This is a genomic window from Janibacter sp. LM (genome assembly GCF_039631275.1).
Classification (GTDB): Bacteria; Actinomycetota; Actinomycetes; order Actinomycetales; family Dermatophilaceae; genus Janibacter; species Janibacter terrae.
Map to the genome: position 1 here is coordinate 40,793 of NZ_JBDIVG010000029.1, position 17,861 is coordinate 58,653.

The 17,861-nt window shown below is 67.3% G+C and carries 15 protein-coding genes; 9 read left to right on the forward strand and 6 right to left on the reverse strand.

The genetic code is table 11. The annotated features are described in order from the left end of the window. Window positions 1-30: 30 nt before the first annotated feature. The 5 genes from ABC138_RS14685 to ABC138_RS14705 all read right to left on the reverse strand — a co-directional run bounded on the left by ABC138_RS14685 (window position 31) and on the right by ABC138_RS14705 (window position 3,722). The gene (locus ABC138_RS14685; RefSeq protein ID WP_345914179.1) at window positions 31-366 is read right to left on the reverse strand and encodes a hypothetical protein; all 336 of its coding nucleotides are present in this window, start codon (window positions 364-366) and stop codon (window positions 31-33) included. Further along, window positions 366-833 carry a type II toxin-antitoxin system Phd/YefM family antitoxin gene (locus tag ABC138_RS14690; RefSeq protein WP_245634718.1) on the reverse strand — a complete coding sequence of 156 codons (468 nt, stop codon included), beginning with the start codon at window positions 831-833 and terminating at the stop codon, window positions 366-368. The genes ABC138_RS14685 and ABC138_RS14690 overlap by 1 nt, the downstream gene beginning before the upstream one ends. Before the next feature lie 58 nt (window positions 834-891). Continuing rightward, window positions 892-2,253: a GTP-binding protein gene (locus ABC138_RS14695; RefSeq protein ID WP_345914148.1), complete on the reverse strand. Its 1,362-nt coding sequence runs from the start codon at window positions 2,251-2,253 to the stop codon at window positions 892-894. Beyond that, a complete protein-coding gene (gene cysD / locus ABC138_RS14700; protein ID WP_345914149.1) occupies window positions 2,253-3,167 on the reverse strand; it encodes a sulfate adenylyltransferase subunit CysD in 915 nt (304 codons plus the stop codon). Before cysD ends, ABC138_RS14695 begins: the two co-directional genes overlap by 1 nt. A 66-nt stretch (window positions 3,168-3,233) precedes the next feature. Then, a complete protein-coding gene (locus ABC138_RS14705) occupies window positions 3,234-3,722 on the reverse strand; it encodes a hypothetical protein (protein WP_345914150.1) in 489 nt (162 codons plus the stop codon). A 423-nt stretch (window positions 3,723-4,145) separates the two neighbouring features. Here ABC138_RS14705 and ABC138_RS14710 point away from each other — a divergent pair, with 423 nt between their 5' ends. From ABC138_RS14710 to ABC138_RS14750, 9 genes are read left to right on the forward strand one after another with little or no spacing between them, the layout of a single operon-like run. Beyond that, on the forward strand, window positions 4,146-7,121 hold the full coding sequence (locus ABC138_RS14710; protein ID WP_345914151.1) for a glycosyltransferase: 2,976 nt from the start codon (window positions 4,146-4,148) through the stop codon (window positions 7,119-7,121). Continuing rightward, complete coding sequence (locus ABC138_RS14715) at window positions 7,121-8,020, forward strand: ABC transporter permease (RefSeq protein WP_345914152.1); 900 nt, start codon at window positions 7,121-7,123, stop codon at window positions 8,018-8,020. The genes ABC138_RS14710 and ABC138_RS14715 overlap by 1 nt, the downstream gene beginning before the upstream one ends. After that, window positions 8,013-8,873 (forward strand): ABC transporter ATP-binding protein, encoded by an 861-nt coding sequence (locus ABC138_RS14720; RefSeq protein WP_345914153.1) that lies wholly within the window; start codon window positions 8,013-8,015, stop codon window positions 8,871-8,873. Before ABC138_RS14715 ends, ABC138_RS14720 begins: the two co-directional genes overlap by 8 nt. A 50-nt stretch (window positions 8,874-8,923) precedes the next feature. Beyond that, entirely contained in the window at window positions 8,924-10,081 is a 1,158-nt protein-coding gene (wecB, locus tag ABC138_RS14725; RefSeq protein WP_345914154.1) for a UDP-N-acetylglucosamine 2-epimerase (non-hydrolyzing), read from the forward strand. Next, on the forward strand, window positions 10,078-10,845 hold the full coding sequence (locus tag ABC138_RS14730) for a DUF6270 domain-containing protein (RefSeq protein ID WP_345914155.1): 768 nt from the start codon (window positions 10,078-10,080) through the stop codon (window positions 10,843-10,845). The genes wecB and ABC138_RS14730 overlap by 4 nt, the downstream gene beginning before the upstream one ends. Beyond that, the gene (locus tag ABC138_RS14735; RefSeq protein ID WP_345914156.1) at window positions 10,838-11,617 is read left to right on the forward strand and encodes a class I SAM-dependent methyltransferase; all 780 of its coding nucleotides are present in this window, start codon (window positions 10,838-10,840) and stop codon (window positions 11,615-11,617) included. The genes ABC138_RS14730 and ABC138_RS14735 overlap by 8 nt, the downstream gene beginning before the upstream one ends. Further along, window positions 11,598-12,836 carry a glycosyltransferase family 4 protein gene (locus ABC138_RS14740; protein ID WP_345914157.1) on the forward strand — a complete coding sequence of 413 codons (1,239 nt, stop codon included), beginning with the start codon at window positions 11,598-11,600 and terminating at the stop codon, window positions 12,834-12,836. Before ABC138_RS14735 ends, ABC138_RS14740 begins: the two co-directional genes overlap by 20 nt. After that, window positions 12,829-13,203 (forward strand): hypothetical protein, encoded by a 375-nt coding sequence (locus ABC138_RS14745; RefSeq protein ID WP_345914158.1) that lies wholly within the window; start codon window positions 12,829-12,831, stop codon window positions 13,201-13,203. Before ABC138_RS14740 ends, ABC138_RS14745 begins: the two co-directional genes overlap by 8 nt. Further along, entirely contained in the window at window positions 13,200-14,825 is a 1,626-nt protein-coding gene (locus ABC138_RS14750; RefSeq protein ID WP_345914159.1) for a glycosyltransferase, read from the forward strand. Before ABC138_RS14745 ends, ABC138_RS14750 begins: the two co-directional genes overlap by 4 nt. Before the next feature lie 73 nt (window positions 14,826-14,898). Here the strand turns inward: ABC138_RS14750 and ABC138_RS14755 are convergent, their stop codons facing one another. Beyond that, a complete protein-coding gene (locus ABC138_RS14755) occupies window positions 14,899-17,562 on the reverse strand; it encodes a hypothetical protein (RefSeq protein WP_345914160.1) in 2,664 nt (887 codons plus the stop codon). Window positions 17,563-17,861 lie beyond the last annotated feature (299 nt).

The following is a 17,861-nucleotide window of genomic DNA, read 5'->3' on the forward strand; positions in this document are numbered from 1 at the left end:
CCCGCTCGTCGGCGCCGGGCGCCGGGCGGGCTACTTCGTCTGGTTGGGGTGCCGGGTGTGCACGTCGACGAGCACGACGGTCGACTCGTCGACGTAGAACCAGATGCGTGCGCCGTTGGTCAGCTCGTGCTGCCACTGCTCGTGGGTACGTCCGTCGTGGGTGACGGTGGACAGCTCGCCTTTGAGGCGGTGGTTGCGTGGGACCCGCTCCTGAGGCGTCCGGGTGAGGAACTCCCACGTCTCGACCACGGCATTGCGCTGGGTCGCGAGCAGGTCCCGCCAGCCCCGCTCGGCCTGGCGGGTGCCGAAGATGAGTGTGTACTCCGTGGACCTCGTCGGCCGCGGTACCCGTGACCGCCTGACCATCACGCCTCGACGGGAGCCGGGGCGATGCGCGGGTCGGGTACCACCATCGGCTCGTCCAGCCACTCCAGGTCATCAGGGGACGTGTACCCCGCAGCCATGGCAGCCGCTGTCGCCTGCCACTCGTGGAGCTCGACGAGGAAGGGCCCGAAGTCGTGGACCGCCGCGCACCCGCGGGCGGTGTCGATGATGTCGGTGGTGAAGGACGTCCGGTCGCGAGCGCTGAGGAAGCGCAGCCAAGGGAAGCGCTCGAGCAGCCGATCCTCGAGGGGAGAGTCGCCGGGTGCGAGGGACACCACGACGAGGTCGGCAGCGACAGCCAGCGCAGCGAAGTGCTCGTCGTACTCACTCTTGCGGGTGAGCACCAAGGACTCGCCGTCGCGGCGGGTCACCTCGACGGGTGATTCTTCCGCCGACCGGAAGACCTTGGCGCTGTCGCGGGAGAGGTCGGAGGCGCGATACGTGGTCATGACAGCCATCCCCCCATTGTTCTGAACATGATCAGAACAGTCAAGGCCGGGCCGACCCTCAGATCGAGTACTCGACCCCGTGCGTGCCCGAGATCATCCCGGCGCCCACGGTGTTGCCCGTGGCCGGGTCGATGAGGATGAAGGACCCCGTCGCCCGGTGGGTCGCGTAGGCGTCGACCGCGAGCGGCTGCGACAGGCGAAGGGAGACGGTCCCGACCTCGTTGAGCCCCAGCTCGCTGGCCTCGCCGTCACGCTCGAGGGTGTTGACGTCCAGGCGCGCTCCGAGGCCGTCGACGATGGCCTTGACCGTGCGGGTCGTGTGCTTGAGCAGCAGCTTCTGCCGGCTGTGGAGCGTGCCGGTCGTCATCCAGCAGACCGTCGCGGTGATCTCGCGGGTCACCTCGGGGGCGTGCTCGGCGTCGGCGATGAGGTCGCCGCGGGAGACGTCGACGTCGTCACCGAGGCGCAGCGTGACGGACTGGCCGGTGACGGCCTGCTCGTGCGTGGCGTCGAGGGTGTCGATGCCGGCGATCGTCGTGCGCACGCCGCTCGGCAGGACGACGACCTCCTGGCCGACGTGGAAGGTGCCCGCATCGACGCGGCCGGCGTAACCGCGGTAGTCGCGGTGCTCGCCCTGCTGCGGGCGGATGACGTACTGGACGGGGAAGCGGTCCCCCTTCGTCTCGAAGAGGTCGGCGCTCTCGGCCGTCTCGAGGTGCTCGAGCAGGCTGGTGCCCGAGTACCAGGGCATCGCGTCGCTCGTCTCGACGACGTTGTCGCCGACGAGGGCCGATATGGGGAAGGTCGCGACCGCGGGCACCTGCAGCTGCTCGGTGAAGGCGAGGAACTCGTCACGGATGCGCGTGTAGACGGACTCGTCGTAGCCGACGAGGTCCATCTTGTTGACCACGAGGGTGATGTGGGGGACCTGGAGCAGGGACAGCAGGACGGTGTGCCGGCGGGACTGCTCGGTCAGGCCGTGGCGGGCGTCGACGAGGACGAGCCCCAGGTCGGCGGTCGAGGCGCCAGTGACCATGTTGCGCGTGTACTGCGCGTGGCCAGGGGTGTCGGCGAGGATGAACTTGCGGCGCGGCGTGGCGAAGTAGCGGTAGGCGACATCGATGGTGATGCCCTGCTCCCGCTCGCTGCGCAGGCCGTCGGTCAGCAGCGCGAGGTCGGTGTGGTCGTGGCCCTTGGCCTTGCTCGTGGCCTCGACGGCCTCGAGCTGGTCCTCGAAGATCGCCTTGCTGTCGAGCAGCAGGCGCCCGATGAGCGTCGACTTGCCGTCGTCCACGGAGCCCGCGGTGGCCACGCGCAGCAGCCCCAGGTCCAGGTCGGTCCCCGTCACGCCCCCTGAGGTGCGAGGAGCGCCAGCGACGAGCCTCGAAGGGTCGGTCACGTTCTCAACATCGGTGCTCATCAGAAGTAGCCCTCCTTCTTGCGGTCCTCCATGGCGGCCTCGCTGAACCGGTCGTCGCCACGGGTCGCGCCGCGCTCGGTGAGGCGGGCGATGGAGATCTCGTCGATGATCTCCTCGACGGTGCCGGCTGCGGACTCGACACAGCCGGTCAGCGTCAGGTCACCGACGGTGCGGAAGCGCACGGTGCGCTCCTGCGCCTCTTCGCCGGGACGAAGGGGGTTGTGCTCGCTCTCCGTGAGCAGCATCCCGTCGCGCTCGAAGACGCGTCGCTGGTGCGAGTAGTAGATCTCGGGGATGTCGAGCTGCTCGCGGCCGATGTACTGCCAGATGTCGAGCTCGGTCCAGTTGGAGAGTGGGAAGACCCGCATGTGCTCGCCCTCGTGGATGCGCCCGTTGTAGAGGGACCAGAGCTCGGGGCGCTGGTTCTTGGGATCCCACTGGCCGAAGTCGTCGCGGTGGGAGTAGATGCGCTCCTTGGCGCGCGCCTTTTCCTCGTCACGGCGTCCGCCGCCGAAGGCTGCGGTGTACCCGCGCTCCTCGATGGCGTTGAGCAGCGTGCCGATCTGCAGCCGGTTGCGCGAGGTCTTGCCGTCGTCGATGACGATGCCGTCGGCGATGGCCTGCTCGACGGACGCGACGTGCAGCTCGATGCCGAGCCGGTCGACCCAGCGGTCACGGATGGCGAGGACCTCGGGGAAGTCGAACCCGGTGTCGACCTGGAGCAGGCCGAACGGGATCTTGGCGGGCGCGAAGGCCCGCTCCGCCAGCCGCAGCATGACGATCGAGTCCTTGCCGCCGGAGAACATCAGGACGGGGCGCTCGAACTCCGCGGCGACCTCACGGATGATGTGGATCGACTCGGACTCGAGGACGTCGAGGTGCGTCAGGGCAGCCTGTGGGGCAGCAGTGGGCACGAGGGAACCTCTCTTCGGACGGACCCCCGGAGCATAACGTCTAGTTATGGATGTCCAAACTGGTGTTCAGGTGTTGGATGCGTGGACCGGCTCGACGAAGGTGTCCGGAGCATGCGGACGGACGAGCGCGTGGCTCCAGAACTGCGTGAGCAGCACGCCGTCACCGGTGTTGGTGATGTTGTGCACCCAGCCGACGGGCATGTCGATGGCGACGGGTTGTTCACCGGTGGAGGGAAAGGTCAGCACCTCGTCGGTGAACATATTGCGCAGATCCATCGTCCCGGTGCCGGAGATGACGGCGAAGCGCTCGATCTTGTGCAGGTGGTAGTACTCGCCCCGGTTGGTGCCGGGCACGGTCATCGAGAACGAGGTCTGCCCCTCGCCGCCACGGCACCGCGCGGTCTCGACGACGGAGCCGCGCGGGTCGCTGTGCGGGGTGAGCGCGATTGGGTAGTGCTTGGGGAAGAGCGCCGCCGGGTAGGTGGTGAAGAGGTCGATGCGGAACTTCGTCGAGAGCTCGGGGATCTCGCCGACGGGGACGTGGCTCGCGTGCAAGTCCTGCAGCAGGTCTCACACCTCCTGCACCTCGTGCGTCTCAGGCTCGGGGAGAGTCGACCGGTGCTGGTCTCCAGCCCGTCGATGAGCGCCTGCGCAGCGTCCTGGACGTGGAGCAGGCCGACCTGGTTGTCGTTGATCGTCACGTCCTCCTCGGCGATCGTCGCGCGGACGAAGGTCGCGGTACCGGGGGCGCCCGTGCTAGCCGAAGGTGTATGGCAGGAGGTGACGGACCGTCGTCCTGCCCAAGGAACCGGTTTCGCCGGTGACGGTGACAGCTGCGCCGTTGACTGAGTGCATGGCGACCATTTTGCTGTGTTTGCCGTCGAAGGCAGCAGGAATCGCCGACACTGGTTTGGGCCATGTGACAAGCACCAAGCGGGCGTCGGGCAGAATGCCTCTCATGCTTGCCGGGACAGGTCGATGCGCATCCTGCTGCTGACGCATCATTACGCCCCCGAGATGGGTGCCCCCCAGCAGCGCTGGGCGGGGCTGGTCGAGCAGTTCGTCGCACAGGGCCACTGCCTCGCGGTCATCACCCCCGTGCCCCACTACCCCGCGGGGCGGATGTGGCCGGAGGCGGGCCACCTCGCCCCCGGGACGGTTCACGGCGGCGAGCACGGCGAGGTCATCCACCGGGCCCGGTTCCGCGAGACCGACGGCACCGTCTGGTCCCTCCTCGCCGATCAGCTCGTCGGGGCAGCGGACTCGGTGTGGATCGCGAGACGCTTCCGGGGAGAGGCGAGGCCAGACGTCGTCATCACGACGGTCCCGGCGCTCCCGTCGCTCCTCGCCGGCGTCACCGTGTCTCGCCTGCTGCGGCGCCCGCTGGTGCTCGAGATGCGCGATGCCTGGCCCGACCTCCTCGCTGTCATCGATCGGTGGGAGGGCGGGCGGGCCTCCGGACAGCAACGGGTCAAGCGCGCCCTGGCGCGGGTGGCAGCCATGGGGACCAGCCTGCTGCAGCGTCGGGCATCGGTGGTCGTGACCACGACCCACTCCTTCTCGGAGACCTTGCGTGAGCGACGCTTCCGCCACGTCCGGGTCGTCCGAAACGCGGCCCACCCCTTCGACGTCGAGCCCAGGCTCGATCCCCGGCAGCCGAAGGGGGAGCTGCGGGTCGTCTACGTCGGCACCGTCGGCCGGGCTCAGGGTCTCGAGACGGCCGTCGAGGCCGCTCGCCTCGCGGCGCTCTCGGGGGTCAGGGTGCACCTACGCGTCGTCGGGGGAGGAGCCGGACGCGCACTCGTGCAGGAGGCTGCGGATCGTGCGGGTGTCGACGTCGAGCTGCGAGGGGTCGTGCCGCGCGACGAGGTGCCAGAGCACTACCGCTGGGCCGACACGGCCCTGGTCATGCTGAGGGACTGGCCCGGCCTGCGGCTCACCATCCCGTCGAAGGTCTACGAGCTCATGGCTGCCGGGATACACGTCAGTGCGAGCGTGAGCGGCGAGGCGGCAGACGTCGTGCTCGAGTCGGGTGCAGGAGACGTCGTCCCCGCGGGTGACCCTGCGGCGCTCGCCGGTCTGTGGGTCCGGCTGGCGGAGGCGCCTGATGCTCCGGCTCCGGCGCCGAGAGCCATGGCGTGGGTGAAGACCCACGCGACCCGGTCGGTGATCGGGGAGCAGTACCTCGCGCTGCTCGGGGACCTCCACGTGGTCGTGGGTGACCAGCCGCTCACGGACCTCTCGCGGCTGCGGAGCATCGGGTCGAACCTCCTGCTGCTCGGGTCGACGGCTGTGGAGCACGTGGGCGACGACCCCGTCTCCTTCGGCGTGCTCGTCATGCGCCGCCTGCCCCACAGCGTCAGGGACAGGCTGTCCAGCGGTCTGACGCGGGTCCACGGCCAGCCGAGCGTCGTGGCGCTGGGGCACGTCCTCGCGGACCGCCCGGCGCCTGCCCAAGAGGCATTGGCCGCGGCAGGGAGGTCTCGTCTGGCCGAGGAGCTCGAGCTCATCGTGGAGGGCACCGCGGGGCGGCCGGGACGGATCCAGGCCCGGGCCCTCTGGAGCGAGGGTGCTCTCGGAGAGGCTGTCCGGCAGCTCACGACCAGCGGCAACGGGTCAGACCGGCGGTACGCGGCGCGTCTCGCCTCAGAACGAACGCTGCTGCAGCCCGGCCACCGGATCGCGGAACCGGCACCCCCCCTTGTCAGACTCGGCGTGCGGCGCCGCAGCGTGACCCATGTCCTGACCAACTCGCTGCCGCATACATCATCGGGCTACTCGATGCGCAGCCACTCGATCCTCCAGGCTCAGCGCGGCGCGGGTATCTCCGCGCGTGCGGTGACGCGGCCGGGTTACCCGGTGACGATCGGGGTGGCGGCCGCGGCCACGACAGACTTCGTCGACGGTGTGCCCTACCACCGCGTGCTCGGGTCGCGCCTGCCCGCGACAGCCGAGGAGCGCCTGGAGATGTGGGCCGAGCAGGTGACGCGCATCGGCGCCCGGTCTGGGACCCAGGTCCTGCACGCCACGACGCACTACCCGAACGCTCTCGTCGCTCAGGCTGCGGCAGCCTCGCTCGACGTCCCGTGGGTCTACGAGGTCCGGGGTCAGCTCGAGAAGACCTGGGCGGCGTCCCGCCCGGGCGACCTAGCGCAGCGAGCCCTGACGAGCGAGCGTTACCAGCTCTGGCGAGCCCGCGAAATCGAGATGGCCCTCGCCGCCGACGCGGTGGTTACGACATCAGGGGCGATGCGAGAGGACCTCGTCGCCCGTGGCGTCCCTCTCGCGCGGGTCACCATCGTGCCCAACGCCGTGGACGCCACCCTCCTCGTCGACGCGCCTCCCGCCGAGTCCGCTCGGAGGCACCTGGACCTGCCTTCCGAAGGGATCTGGGCCGGTACGGTCTCCTCGATCGTCGGGTACGAAGGCCTGGACACCCTGATCGACGCCGTCGCGCTCGCCCGCGAGGCGGGCGTGGACGTCCGATCCGCGATCGTCGGTGACGGAGTGGCTCGCCCCGCCTTGGTCGATCAGGTGCGCCGTCTCGGGCTTGAGGGGCATGTGCTGCTCCCGGGGCGAGTGTCGCGCTCGGCCGCGAGGTTGTGGCACCAGGCGCTCGACGTCTTCGTCGTGCCGCGTCGGGACATCGAGGTCGCCCGCACCGTGACTCCGCTCAAGCCGATCGAGGCCATGGCCGTCGGACGCCCGGTGGTCGCGAGCGACCTCCCCGCGCTGGCCGAGATCGTCGAGACGCCTGGGAGCGGCCTCCTCGTGAGGCCGGACGACGCAGCCGACCTCGCTGCGGCTCTCGTCCGTCTGGCCGGCGACGAGACGCTGCGGACCGACCTCGGTCTGAGGGGCCGAGCATTCGCGGAGACACGCACGTGGACCGCCCTGACCCACCGATACGTGGGTCTGTACGACACACTCGTGGGCGCAGAGGAGGTGCACTGATGGCCAGAGTCGCGAAGGGCGACCCGCCGGTCGACGACGTCGGACCGGTCTCGACCGAGTACGTCGACGTGCAGGCCCTGCGACCCGTCGGACGGCGGCTCCCCCTGGCCCCTTACGTCAGAGAGCTCTGGCGGCGCCGCGCCTTCATCGTCGCCGACTCCAAGGCACGCACGTTCACGTCCAACAAGGACTTCCTCCTTGGCAACCTCTGGCTCATCGGGCGGCCGCTCATCGATGGCGCCACGTACTACGTGATCTTCGGGATGCTGCTCGGGGCCTCGCGGGGGATCGACAACTTCATCGGTTTCCTCCTCATCGGGATCTTCCTGTTCGGGTACTCCGCTCGGTCCCTGACGACCTCGGTCAGCGCGATCTCGACCGGCAAGAACCTCATCCGGACCTTTGCCTTCCCCCGTGCGGTCATCCCGCTCGCAGGGATCCTCCGCGAGGCCTTCGCCACTGTGCCGACAGTCCTGACGATGGTCGTCCTGCTCCTGACCATTCCCCCGAGAGCCCCGATCACCACGTGGTGGCTGCTCTTCCCGGTCGCCCTGCTCCTCCAGACCCTGGTCAACCTCGGCCTGGGGCTGTACGCGGCGCGTTTCGGGGCCCTCGTCCCAGACAGCAAGGTGGCGATCTCGTTCTTCACGAGGATCTGGATGTACGGCTCGGGCGTGATGTTCTCCCTGGAGAACCTCACCGACAACCATCCCGTCGTCATGGCGATCACGCAGCTCAACCCGCTGTACTGCGTCCTCGAGATCTCGAGGGACCTGCTGCTCTACGGCAAGCCGGGTGATCCCGTCCTCTGGGTCGTCCTCGCCGCGTGGGCGGTCGTCACCCCGCTCCTGGGCTTCCTCTACTTCTGGCAGGGCGAGGAGCAGTACGGCCGTGAGTGACCCGCTGATCACCGATGCGAGCGTCGTCGTCAGGGACCTCAGGATGACCTACAAGGTCGTCGCCGAGGAGGACGACGGCAGACGCGCTGGCCTGTGGCGCCGCAAGTCAAAGGTGCACGCTCTTAGAGGCGTCAGCTTCGTCGCGAGACGGGGCGAGACGATCGGCCTGCTCGGTCACAACGGCTCCGGCAAGTCGACACTGCTGCGCATCATGGCCGGCCTCGAGCCACCGACCTCGGGGTCTGTCCTTGCGACGAGCACGCCAACCCTCCTCGGGGTTAATGCGGCGCTCATCCCTGAGCTGACCGGCTCGAAGAACGTCCGGCTCGGCCTGCTCGCGATAGGTCTGACTCCGCAGCAGGCGACGGCGGCGGTGCCGGACGTCCTGCAGCTGGCGAGCCTCGGCCCGGCGATCCACCGACCGATGAAGACGTACTCCTCCGGCATGGGTGCGCGTCTTCGCTTCGCCATCGCGGCGGCCGCCCGTCCCGACATCCTCCTCATCGACGAGGCGCTGGCGACTGGTGACGCCGCCACGAAGTCCCGCAGCGAGGACCGGATGAGGCAGATCCGGGAGGAAGCGGGCACGATCTTCCTCGTGTCGCACGCGGCCCAGACCATCGAGGAGATGTGCACCCGTGCCCTCTGGCTCCACGAAGGAGAGATCGTCGCCGACGGTCCGGCGGAGGAGACAGCGCGCGCCTATCGCTGGTGGGCTTGGTGCATCGCCCAGGACGAGCCCGAACGGGCGGCTGCCCACCTGCGCAACGTCCGGAAGGATCATGCTGCAGTTAGCATCTCCTACACCACGCCGAGACAGGGACGACGGAGGAAGCTCAGATCGCTCACGTGAGAAATGCTGTCCAGACGGCCGTGCGGAGACGAAGAGGTCAGGTGCATGAAATGAAGACCGTACTCGTGGCCTACGGCACCCGGCCGGAGGCGGTCAAGGTGGGGCCGTTGATCCTTGAGTTGCGGTCCTCGGCGCACATCAATGTAGTGCCGGTGACGACAGGCCAGCATCGCGAGATGCTCGACCAGGTCAACGGCGTCTTCGGGATCGAACCGGTCCTCGACATCGCCGTGCTGCGTCAGGGGCAGTCGCTCAACGCCTTGGCAGCCCGTGTCCTCCAGGGGATGGACTCGGCGCTCGCGCAGGTGGAGCCCGACGCCATCCTCGTCCAGGGGGACACGACGACGGTCGCGATGTCTGCTCTCGCCGCCTTCCATCGGCATGTCCCCGTGGTCCACCTCGAGGCTGGCCTCCGATCCCACGACCTGCAGTCGCCGTTCCCGGAGGAGGCGAACCGCCGCCTCGCCGGCCAGCTGACGAGACTCCACCTGGCGCCGACGGGCCAGGCGAGGGCCAACCTCCTCGCGGAGGGTTTCCCTGGTCAGGACGTCGTCGTCACTGGCAACACCGTCATCGACGCTCTGCTGCACACCGCCCAGACCGAGGCGACCTTCTCCGACCCTGAGGTCGCCGATGCCGTGCGCTCGGGCCGTCGGATCATCCTCATGACGGCTCATCGTCGAGAGAATCTCGGCGAACCGATGCGCGACATCGCGCGCGCGGTCGCCGAGATCGCGCAGCGATACCCGGACGTCCAGGTCGTCTTCCCGGCGCACAAGAACCCCCGCGTCCGTGAGCTGATCTTCCCCGTGCTGACGCCGCTGCCGAACGTGAGCCTCATCGAGCCACTCGACTACGTCCAGTTCATCCACCTGCAGCAGGCTGCGCACCTCATCCTCACCGATTCCGGCGGGGTCCAGGAGGAGGCTCCCAGCCTCGGCAAGCCGGTCCTCGTGCTCAGGACGAACACCGAGCGACCGGAGGCGGTGGAAGCGGGCACGGTGCGACTCGTGGGGACCGACGTCAACAAGATCCTCTCTGAGGTCTCTAGGCTCCTCGACGACGCGAGCGCGTACGAGGAGATGGCCCATGCGGTGAACCCGTACGGGGACGGTCTAGCCTCGCGTCGGTCGGTGGCGGCGATCGAGGAGATGTTCGGGCTGGGGCATCGAGAAGCAGACTTCGTCCCGATGGTGGATCAGTCGTGACCGAGCGTCCCCGAATCTTCATCTACGGCAGCTGTGTATCGCGAGATGCCTTCAACGACGGTCGAGGCGACGTCACTATCACCCAGTACGTCGCCCGGCAGTCCCTTGTCAGCGCTATGTCGTCGGCCGAGCCGATCGAGCTCGACCTCGCACCGCTCCCCTCGTCTTTCCAACGACGGATGGTCCGATGGGACCTGACCCACCGTGCACCCCATCTCCTCAGCGACGCTGCGGACTCGACCGATCTCGTCCTGTGGGACCTCGTCGACGAGCGGCTCGGTCTGCGGATGGCGAGCGACGGGCGCGTCCTGACGGACTCCTTCGAGGTTCGGACAGCCCTGGTCGATCCAGACCTCACCCAAGACCTGAGGACGATTCAGTTCGGTGAGCCAGAGCACCTCAGTCGCTTCCGCGTGGCCGCCGTGGAGTTCCGAGATCTCCTGGACAGGGCCGGCCTGACACGCCGGGTCCGGGTCCTCGCTGTGCCGTTCATCGCCGAGTCGGACGCGCCCGAGGCGGACCCCGATCCGGCAACAGCGTCACGTGCTGACCTGCTCAACGCCCAGATGGCGGGGTACTACTCGCATCTGGAGGAGCTTGGGTTCGAATTCATCAGAGTGCCGGAGTCCGAGGCACGTGCCGATCCAGATCACCGCTGGGGTCCAGCGCCCTTCCACTACTCGGCGCGGACCTATGACGTGATCCGTCGGGGAGTGGCGGAGGCGATCCAGGACATCGCCGAGTCGGGGGGTCGTGATGGTTGATGACCATGCGGACGATCCCGCGGTCGAGACTCAAGCAGCCTTCCAGGAGGAAGTCCTCGCACGCCTCGCGGCCTTGGAGGAACGCATGGTGACCTTGATCAACGCCCAGGAGGCAGCGCCGTCGGACGTGGCGGAGTACCTCGCCCTCCGGAGCGCCACCGCTCCGGAGGGTCTCCCGCCGTTCCCCAGCATCGGACACTGGGCAGCGACCGCGCCCACTCTGGCGGCTCTTGTGCATCACGCCCGACGAATGCCTGCGGGTTCGGCGGTCCTTGAGTGCGGGTCCGGGGTCTCCACCCTGTGGCTAGCCCTCGCTCTGCGTCGCGCAGGAAGGGGGCACTGCTTCGCTCTGGAGCACGACGCGGAGCACGTCCGCCGGACCAGGACTCTCCTCGAGACCTATGAGGTGTCGGGATGGGCGACGGTCGTGGAGGCACCCCTCACGACGTTGACAATCGGCGGGGTGGAGCGACTCTGGTACGACACAGCTGAGCTCCCCGATGACCTGTCGGTCGGGCTCCTCTTCGTCGACGGCCCGCCCGCGTCCACCGGTAGCCACGCCCGGTACCCCGCACTCTCCGCCCTCCAGGATCGACTGGGTGAGAACAGTACGATCGTGCTCGACGACACGGTCCGCGAGGAGGAACGCACTATCCTCACGCGCTGGCTGGACGAGTCTGGCGGATGCCTCGAGGTTGACGAGTGGCTGCCGAAGTCGGTGGTGTGCCGGTGGGTGCGCCGACGTGCATCACATGACGATCAGGAGCATTGAGATGAAGCCGCCTGCCCCGGTAGCTCTGCCCCGAGTTTCGAACACTGACGGGACCGCCCCGGATCTGGACGTTCTTGTCGTCTGCAATGCGTACCCGTCCCCTGGGGTCCTGTACCGCAACGGGTTCATCCATAGGCGTGTCCTTGCGTATGTCTCCGCTGGGATGAGAGTCCGAGTGTTCTACCACCATGAGCCTGTTGCGACGCCGTATGACTACGAGTTCGAAGGTGTCAGCGTTGAGGTCGGGCGGTCACGTGATCTGCTCGCGCTCCTGCGCGGCGAGACTTTCGACGCCGTTCTCGTCCACTTCGCGGAGCCAGGAAGGATCCAGCCGCTCATCGAGGCCCAGGTGTCGTGCCCGGTGCTCGTCTGGGTCCACGGCTTCGAGGCCGAGGCCTGGCACCGCCGGTGGTTCAACTTCCTGGACAGTGCCGAGGAGGCGATCGTCGCGCTCGAGCGCAGGACGTCCTACTACGAGGAGCAGAACGCCTTCCTCAGGCACCTCGTGACGGATGAACCCCTCGACTTCACCTGGATCAACGTCTCGGAATGGTTCCAGCGGATGGTTGTCGAACCTGATATTGGAGCCGAGATGCATGGCTCGCACGTCATCCCCAACCTCGTCGACGAGCGCCTCTTCCGCTTCGAACCCAAGGAGGACGCCGACCGCCTCCGAGTTCTCAGCATCAGGCCCTTTGCCTCACGGAAGTATGCGAATGACCTGACGGTCAGAGCCATCAAGGAACTTTCCCGGCGGCCTTTCTTCGGCGAGCTCGAGTTCACCATCTGCGGTGAGGGGCGCCTCTTCGAGCGAGAGGTGGCGGATCTGCGGGACCTGCCCAACGTCTCGCTCCACGAGAGGTTCTTCTCGCAGGACGAGATCGTCTACCTTCACCAGCTGCACGGAGTCTTTCTCGCTCCCACGCGCTTCGACAGCCAGGGGGTCTCGATGTGCGAGGCCATGTCCTCTGGCCTGGCAACGATCAGCAGCGATGTGGCGGCGATCCCCGAGTTCATCGAGAATCGAGTGACAGGGATGCTGGCCCCCCCGGAGTCGGCGGTAGGCCTCGCGGACGCAGTTGAGGAGCTGTATTTCGACCCTGACCTCTTTCAGCAGATCTCCGGGGGAGGCGCGAGGCGGATGAGGTCGCAGTGCGGACACGAGCAGACGGTCCATCGTGAAGTCGCCCTCATCCGAGAGAAGGTCAGGCGTGGATGACATCTGGGAATGCCGTTATCGCGAGCTCGAGCGGCAGCTGCAGTACATGGTGATGCACACTGCAGCGGTCATGCAGACCAACGAGGAGGAGGGACTGGGTGCCCGCCTGGTCACGGTGCGCATCAGGAAGGTGCTCGTCAACCACCTCCCGGAAGGCGTCGAGGTCATCTGCGTCGCTGATGGGGAGAACCTCGACTACACCTTCACCGTGATCGGAGACGACGGTGAGTCGGACCTCAAGCGGGACGTCCGCAACAACTCGGTTGTGATCCTGAGGACCCTCGCAGGGGGCGAGCATGTACGGGTCACCGTGCGATCGCACCGCGACGGGCAGACCATCTCTGCGACAAGGGAGTTGGGGCGGTGAGGCCCTCTATCGAGCTGGAGGTCACGCCGTTCCGGGTGCTCCTCGGCGGCTACATCAACGTCAACGTCATTGACGGGTCAGCGTTCTTCCTGTCCGGGGTGGCGGCGATGTGCTCCCAGTACCCTGGAGTGGAGGTCACGCTCGTCGCCGCGAACCCCGTCACAAGGCCTGAGGTGCTGGCCGAGGTCCTGGGGCGGGCGAACGTCCGACTGATCGATCCATACCGCTCCCGGTTGGGCCTCGAGCTGGGACTCTCCGGGTCGTACATGACACGTCAGTCCTACGGCGAGACGCTCAAGGCGGTGTATGAGAGCGAAGTGTTCGACGCCGTGCTCATCCGTGACAACGAAGCTGCCTTGGAGTTTCTACGGGTCTGTCCGGAGGCTGCCGAGAGGACCAGCGTCTACGTCACGGGTGTCGTGAGCCTCGTCGACGACCCCGACCCTGCCGTGGTGACCGCACTGCTCGAGCTGGAGCAGCTCGGGGCACAGTTCTGCTGTCAGACACCTGAGATGCTCGGGACCTTGTCTCACTGGGGACTCGGATCCGTGGCTGAGCGAGCCTTCATCCTGCCCCCTCACGTCCCGGACGCAGACGGGGAGTTCACGGAGTGCTATGTAGCTCGGCCCGACCCGACACGGCTTGTCTACACTGGCAAGTTTCTGCGCGACTGGATCCCTGATCGGATCATCGCTGGCGTCAAGTCGGCTGCGGCCGTCGATGGGTCGCTGCATCTTGACATCGCTGGGGACCAGTTCAAGGAGGATCCCGACAACCCTCTCTTCGTGGCAAACGTGAAGTACCTGCTGGCCTCGTCCCCGCACGTCACCTGGCACGGGAGACTCGCACGCACGGAGGCCCGCGAGCTCATCAGGCAGGCGGATCTTGGCATCAGCTGGCGCTCGAGCCGGCTGTCGGACAGCACGGAGCTGTCGACGAAAGTTCTGGAGTACGGCGCCCTTGCCAAGCCGGTAATCGTCAACCGGACGCGGATGCATGAGCACATGCTGGGGGAGGACTACCCCTACTTCGTCGACTCGTCCTCGGAGTTCAGGGCGGCGCTGCTGGGGATGAGAGACCATGGCGACGACCTACGCGTGGCGGCTGAGCGATGCTTCACGGTGTCCCGGCCGCACTGGTACTCCACGGTCGCGCCTCGACTCCTGGCTGCTCTGGGTAGCCGCCCGTTGTCGGCGGACACGGGCCACAGCGTCCTCGTGACAGATCTCGTGAGGAGCGTCGATACCGCACGACCTGTGCTTGACCCCGTCGTTGCCAGGATGCGGGGGCCGTGGGTGGACCTGGTCTACGACGAGCAGGGGGCCCCAGCAGCGGCCGCTCTCCTGGGGGCCTGTTTCGCGGTGAGCAGCTGGCATGCGCGAGAGGCGGCGGCGACGCGATGGGGGTACTTTACCGGGGCTCCGGTCGACGTCGAGCCCGCCCCCGAGGTCTCCGCGGACCTCCTGGCGGTCTCGGCGAGACTGGCCTCCGCCGAGAAACAGATCACGAGGCTTCAGGGAGACCTGGAGTACACGAGCCGCCGCCTCCAGAACTTGCGGAACTCTCGCCTGGGTCAGCTGCAGAGGAACATCTGGCGGATGCGCGGCAAAGGTGGTCAGTAGTCCGGCTGTGCGGCAGCACGAACGAAGAGGCGCCTCACGGATGTCGTCCGCGAGGCACCCTCTTCGTGATCTGTCAGCCGAAGTTCACCGATGCGGTGGAGTCCCTGACCGGGGTGGTCGTCCCCGGAGCGTGTGACTTGAACTTGATGGTGATGGGGTTGGTCCCCACGAAGACCGACCTCATGCTCCATCGACCGGACTCACGCACTGTGGCGAAGCGGTACTGAGAGCCGACCCACATCTCGACGAGAGCACCTGGAGTGCCCTTGCCGCCGAAGGCGACCCACTGGCTTCCGGAGTAGACGGTCGTCGTGTCGTGGCTGGTGAGGATGGCGTTCACGTGGCTGGTGGGCTTGTTGACGAACCAGACCCGGATGGTCGTGGCCTTCGAGTCGCAACCCGTCTTGCTGGCGGTGAAGGTGAGCGGTCCTGACCACCATCCCATCCAGAGCGGGTACATGGACCACTTGCCACTGGCGCTGACGTCCGCGAGCCTCGTTCGGCTTCCAGAAACCAGCTTGATCTTGGTGCCGGGCTCGGCTGTCCCCTCGAAGACCGCATTCTGGTTCGGGGCGGAGTAGGTGTCCTCCTGGTGGGAGGTCACCGTCGGCGCGGGGAAGGTGCACGGGTCCGCCGGGATCGACGTGGACGCCACCGTGTACTTGAACCAGCGCACCCCACGTGCGAAAAAGAGCGTCTGGCCGTTATCGGGGCTGACGAGCTGGGTGACCTTGCCCGACTGCGTCGGGCCTGCCACGAGCTGGCGTTCCCCGGTCTCGGGGTTGACCGCGTAGATCGACTCGTCCATCGTCACAAACATCGTCGAGCCGTTGAAGACGATGCCGAGCTCTCGGCCGGAGGGCGACGAGGTCTTGGCGTCGTACGCACCGAGGTTCTTCGTGACTGCCGGCGTGCCGTCGGCGTTGATCTTGAACTGGATGAGCTGGCCCGTCGAGATCGCCCAGAAGTGGCCGGCCTGCGCGGGGTCGGGGGTGATCGCGGCGACCCAGCGCCATGTGCTGCTGGACGGACCGGGGGCCTCCAGAGTCTTGAGCGCGCCCGAGGAGGGGTCATAGGTGAAGATCTGCGCCATCGTCGAGCCGCTGGGCGTGACGCCGGTACCGCCGGTGTTGGAGGATCCGCCGACGATCAGACCGTTGTGCTTGCTCAGCGAGATGATGCTCTGGTTCGGGATGAGGTTGTTCTTGACGACGACGGAGTTTGTGCCGGGGTTGAAGAGGGTGAGCGCACCGCCGAACGTGTTCTTGACCGGGATCGATCCGATCGCGACGAGACTAGTGCTCATCGACTGGAAGGCGACCGGCCTCTCCTGGTTGTGGTTCAGGTAGGCGACAGTCTCGGGTGGGTTGGTGCCGTCGTACAGCAGGATGGGGGCACTGTTGGTGGCCGCGCCGTTGTACCCGCCCATGTAGACACCGTCACCGTGCGCGCCGAAGCCTTCGACCTGAGGTCCGTCCAGGACCGTCGTGCTCCCGGCTGCGTACTTCGCGACACCCGTCGGGAGGTTGTACCCGCCCGCGTAGACACGGCCGGCGCTGTCTGTCCCCATGCTCCAGATCTGGGACGGGGTCCCTGTCGCGCTCAGCGACGCGGTAGCCGGGCCGCCGACCGCCTGGGCGGGGCTGTTCACGACGAGCTTGCCGTCGATCGTCGTGGCGACGACGGACAGCCCACGACCGAGTGCTCCGCTGCGCCACGCGAAAGCCGTCGGGCCAGAGACTGTGGCACCGTTCCAGATGTTCGGGTTCTCTCCGGGGAAGTACTTGTCGAGCCGGATGGTCTTGAAGCCGTCGCTGATGTCGACGCGCATCAGTCCGGCGCCCGACCGCTGGAGGTAGACGTACTTACCCTCGAAGAGCGGTGACACCGCGTACGGGGACACGTTGGACAGGTACGGCACCGGGTTTGCGGTCTCTCCTGTCCGCCAGTCGCGGCCGACCTGGTCGTTGAAGCTGACCGTGCGCAGGGTGGACATGTTCAGCGCGAAGAGGCGGCCCGAGTCTGCGGTCCGTCCGAGGAGGTAGGCCCCTGCGACGCGAAGGTGCTCGATCGACTTCTCGGAGCTGATGGCGCTGGGGAGAGTCAGGTTGGTGCGAGTACCACCGTTCAGGTCCATGCGGGTCAGACGAGTCGGGGCGGAGGCGTAGTTGGTCGCGTAGACGTGGGTGCTCGTGACGGCGAGCTCGCGGACGTAAGACTGTCCCGCCACCGGCTGACCCAGATCGCGCAGGGCTCCGTCCCACCGGTAGAGCCGGCCGTTGCTCGGAGCGAACGTGCCGATGTAGACAGCGCCGTCGGGGGCCACCGCCAGGGTCTGGATCTTGTGACCTGCGATGCGCACCCGCTGGGTGACCGTCGTGCCACCGGTCCACTCGTAGACGTAGCCGTACGAGTTGTCGTCGGATGAGACGTAGAAGCTCTTGGAGGCGGGGTTGTACGTCAGTGCCAGGACGTTCATACCGGCGGGTAGGTCGATCTCCGCGACCTTCTTGCCGGCCATGTCCATCGCGAAGAGCCGCGGGGAGATCTCCGCCGTTCCAGCCGCGGCGTAGACGGCGAGGTACCGGCCATCTCCGAGGGCGCCGAGCGCGGCATCCTCAGAGCGGACCGCGCCGTCCTTCCCCGGCATTGCGACACCAAGATCGGTCTCGGTGCCGGAGACCAGTGGCGGGGCAGCCTGCGCCGAGGCCGCGAAGACCCCAAGGGTCACGACCATCAGAGCTGCGAGCAGGCAGTGCAGCGTTCGGGATGTGCGCATCGAGGGGCCTCCAGGGCGAGGGCTACGGTCGGGATTTGATGGGGCTGCATAGGTGGCGGCCAGTCGTATTAACCTCGGGGGAGTACCAACTATGCCCAATTCAGCTACTGGAGTGGTGTGACGGCGCACACCAAACCACTGGGAACGACGATCGAGACACGGTCCCGGAGGGCTTCACGCTGGCGCTCACTGACGGAGGGGTGACCAGCCGGACAGGCCAAGCCGTTAGGGTGAATCGCAGTCGCGGACGACAGCGG

Excerpts from the sequence above, each read along its gene's own strand:
- ABC138_RS14685 (WP_345914179.1), bottom strand. The coding sequence starts at position 366 with ATGGTCAGGCGGTCACGGGTACCGCGGCCGACGAGGTCCACGGAGTAC.
- ABC138_RS14690 (WP_245634718.1), bottom strand. The coding sequence starts at position 833 with ATGACCACGTATCGCGCCTCCGACCTCTCCCGCGACAGCGCCAAGGTC.
- ABC138_RS14695 (WP_345914148.1), bottom strand. The coding sequence starts at position 2,253 with ATGAGCACCGATGTTGAGAACGTGACCGACCCTTCGAGGCTCGTCGCT.
- ABC138_RS14710 (WP_345914151.1), top strand. The coding sequence starts at position 4,146 with ATGCGCATCCTGCTGCTGACGCATCATTACGCCCCCGAGATGGGTGCC.
- ABC138_RS14715 (WP_345914152.1), top strand. The coding sequence starts at position 7,121 with ATGGCCAGAGTCGCGAAGGGCGACCCGCCGGTCGACGACGTCGGACCG.
- wecB (WP_345914154.1), top strand. The coding sequence starts at position 8,924 with ATGAAGACCGTACTCGTGGCCTACGGCACCCGGCCGGAGGCGGTCAAG.
- ABC138_RS14735 (WP_345914156.1), top strand. The coding sequence starts at position 10,838 with ATGGTTGATGACCATGCGGACGATCCCGCGGTCGAGACTCAAGCAGCC.
- ABC138_RS14740 (WP_345914157.1), top strand. The coding sequence starts at position 11,598 with ATGACGATCAGGAGCATTGAGATGAAGCCGCCTGCCCCGGTAGCTCTG.
- ABC138_RS14755 (WP_345914160.1), bottom strand. The coding sequence starts at position 17,562 with ATGGTCGTGACCCTTGGGGTCTTCGCGGCCTCGGCGCAGGCTGCCCCG.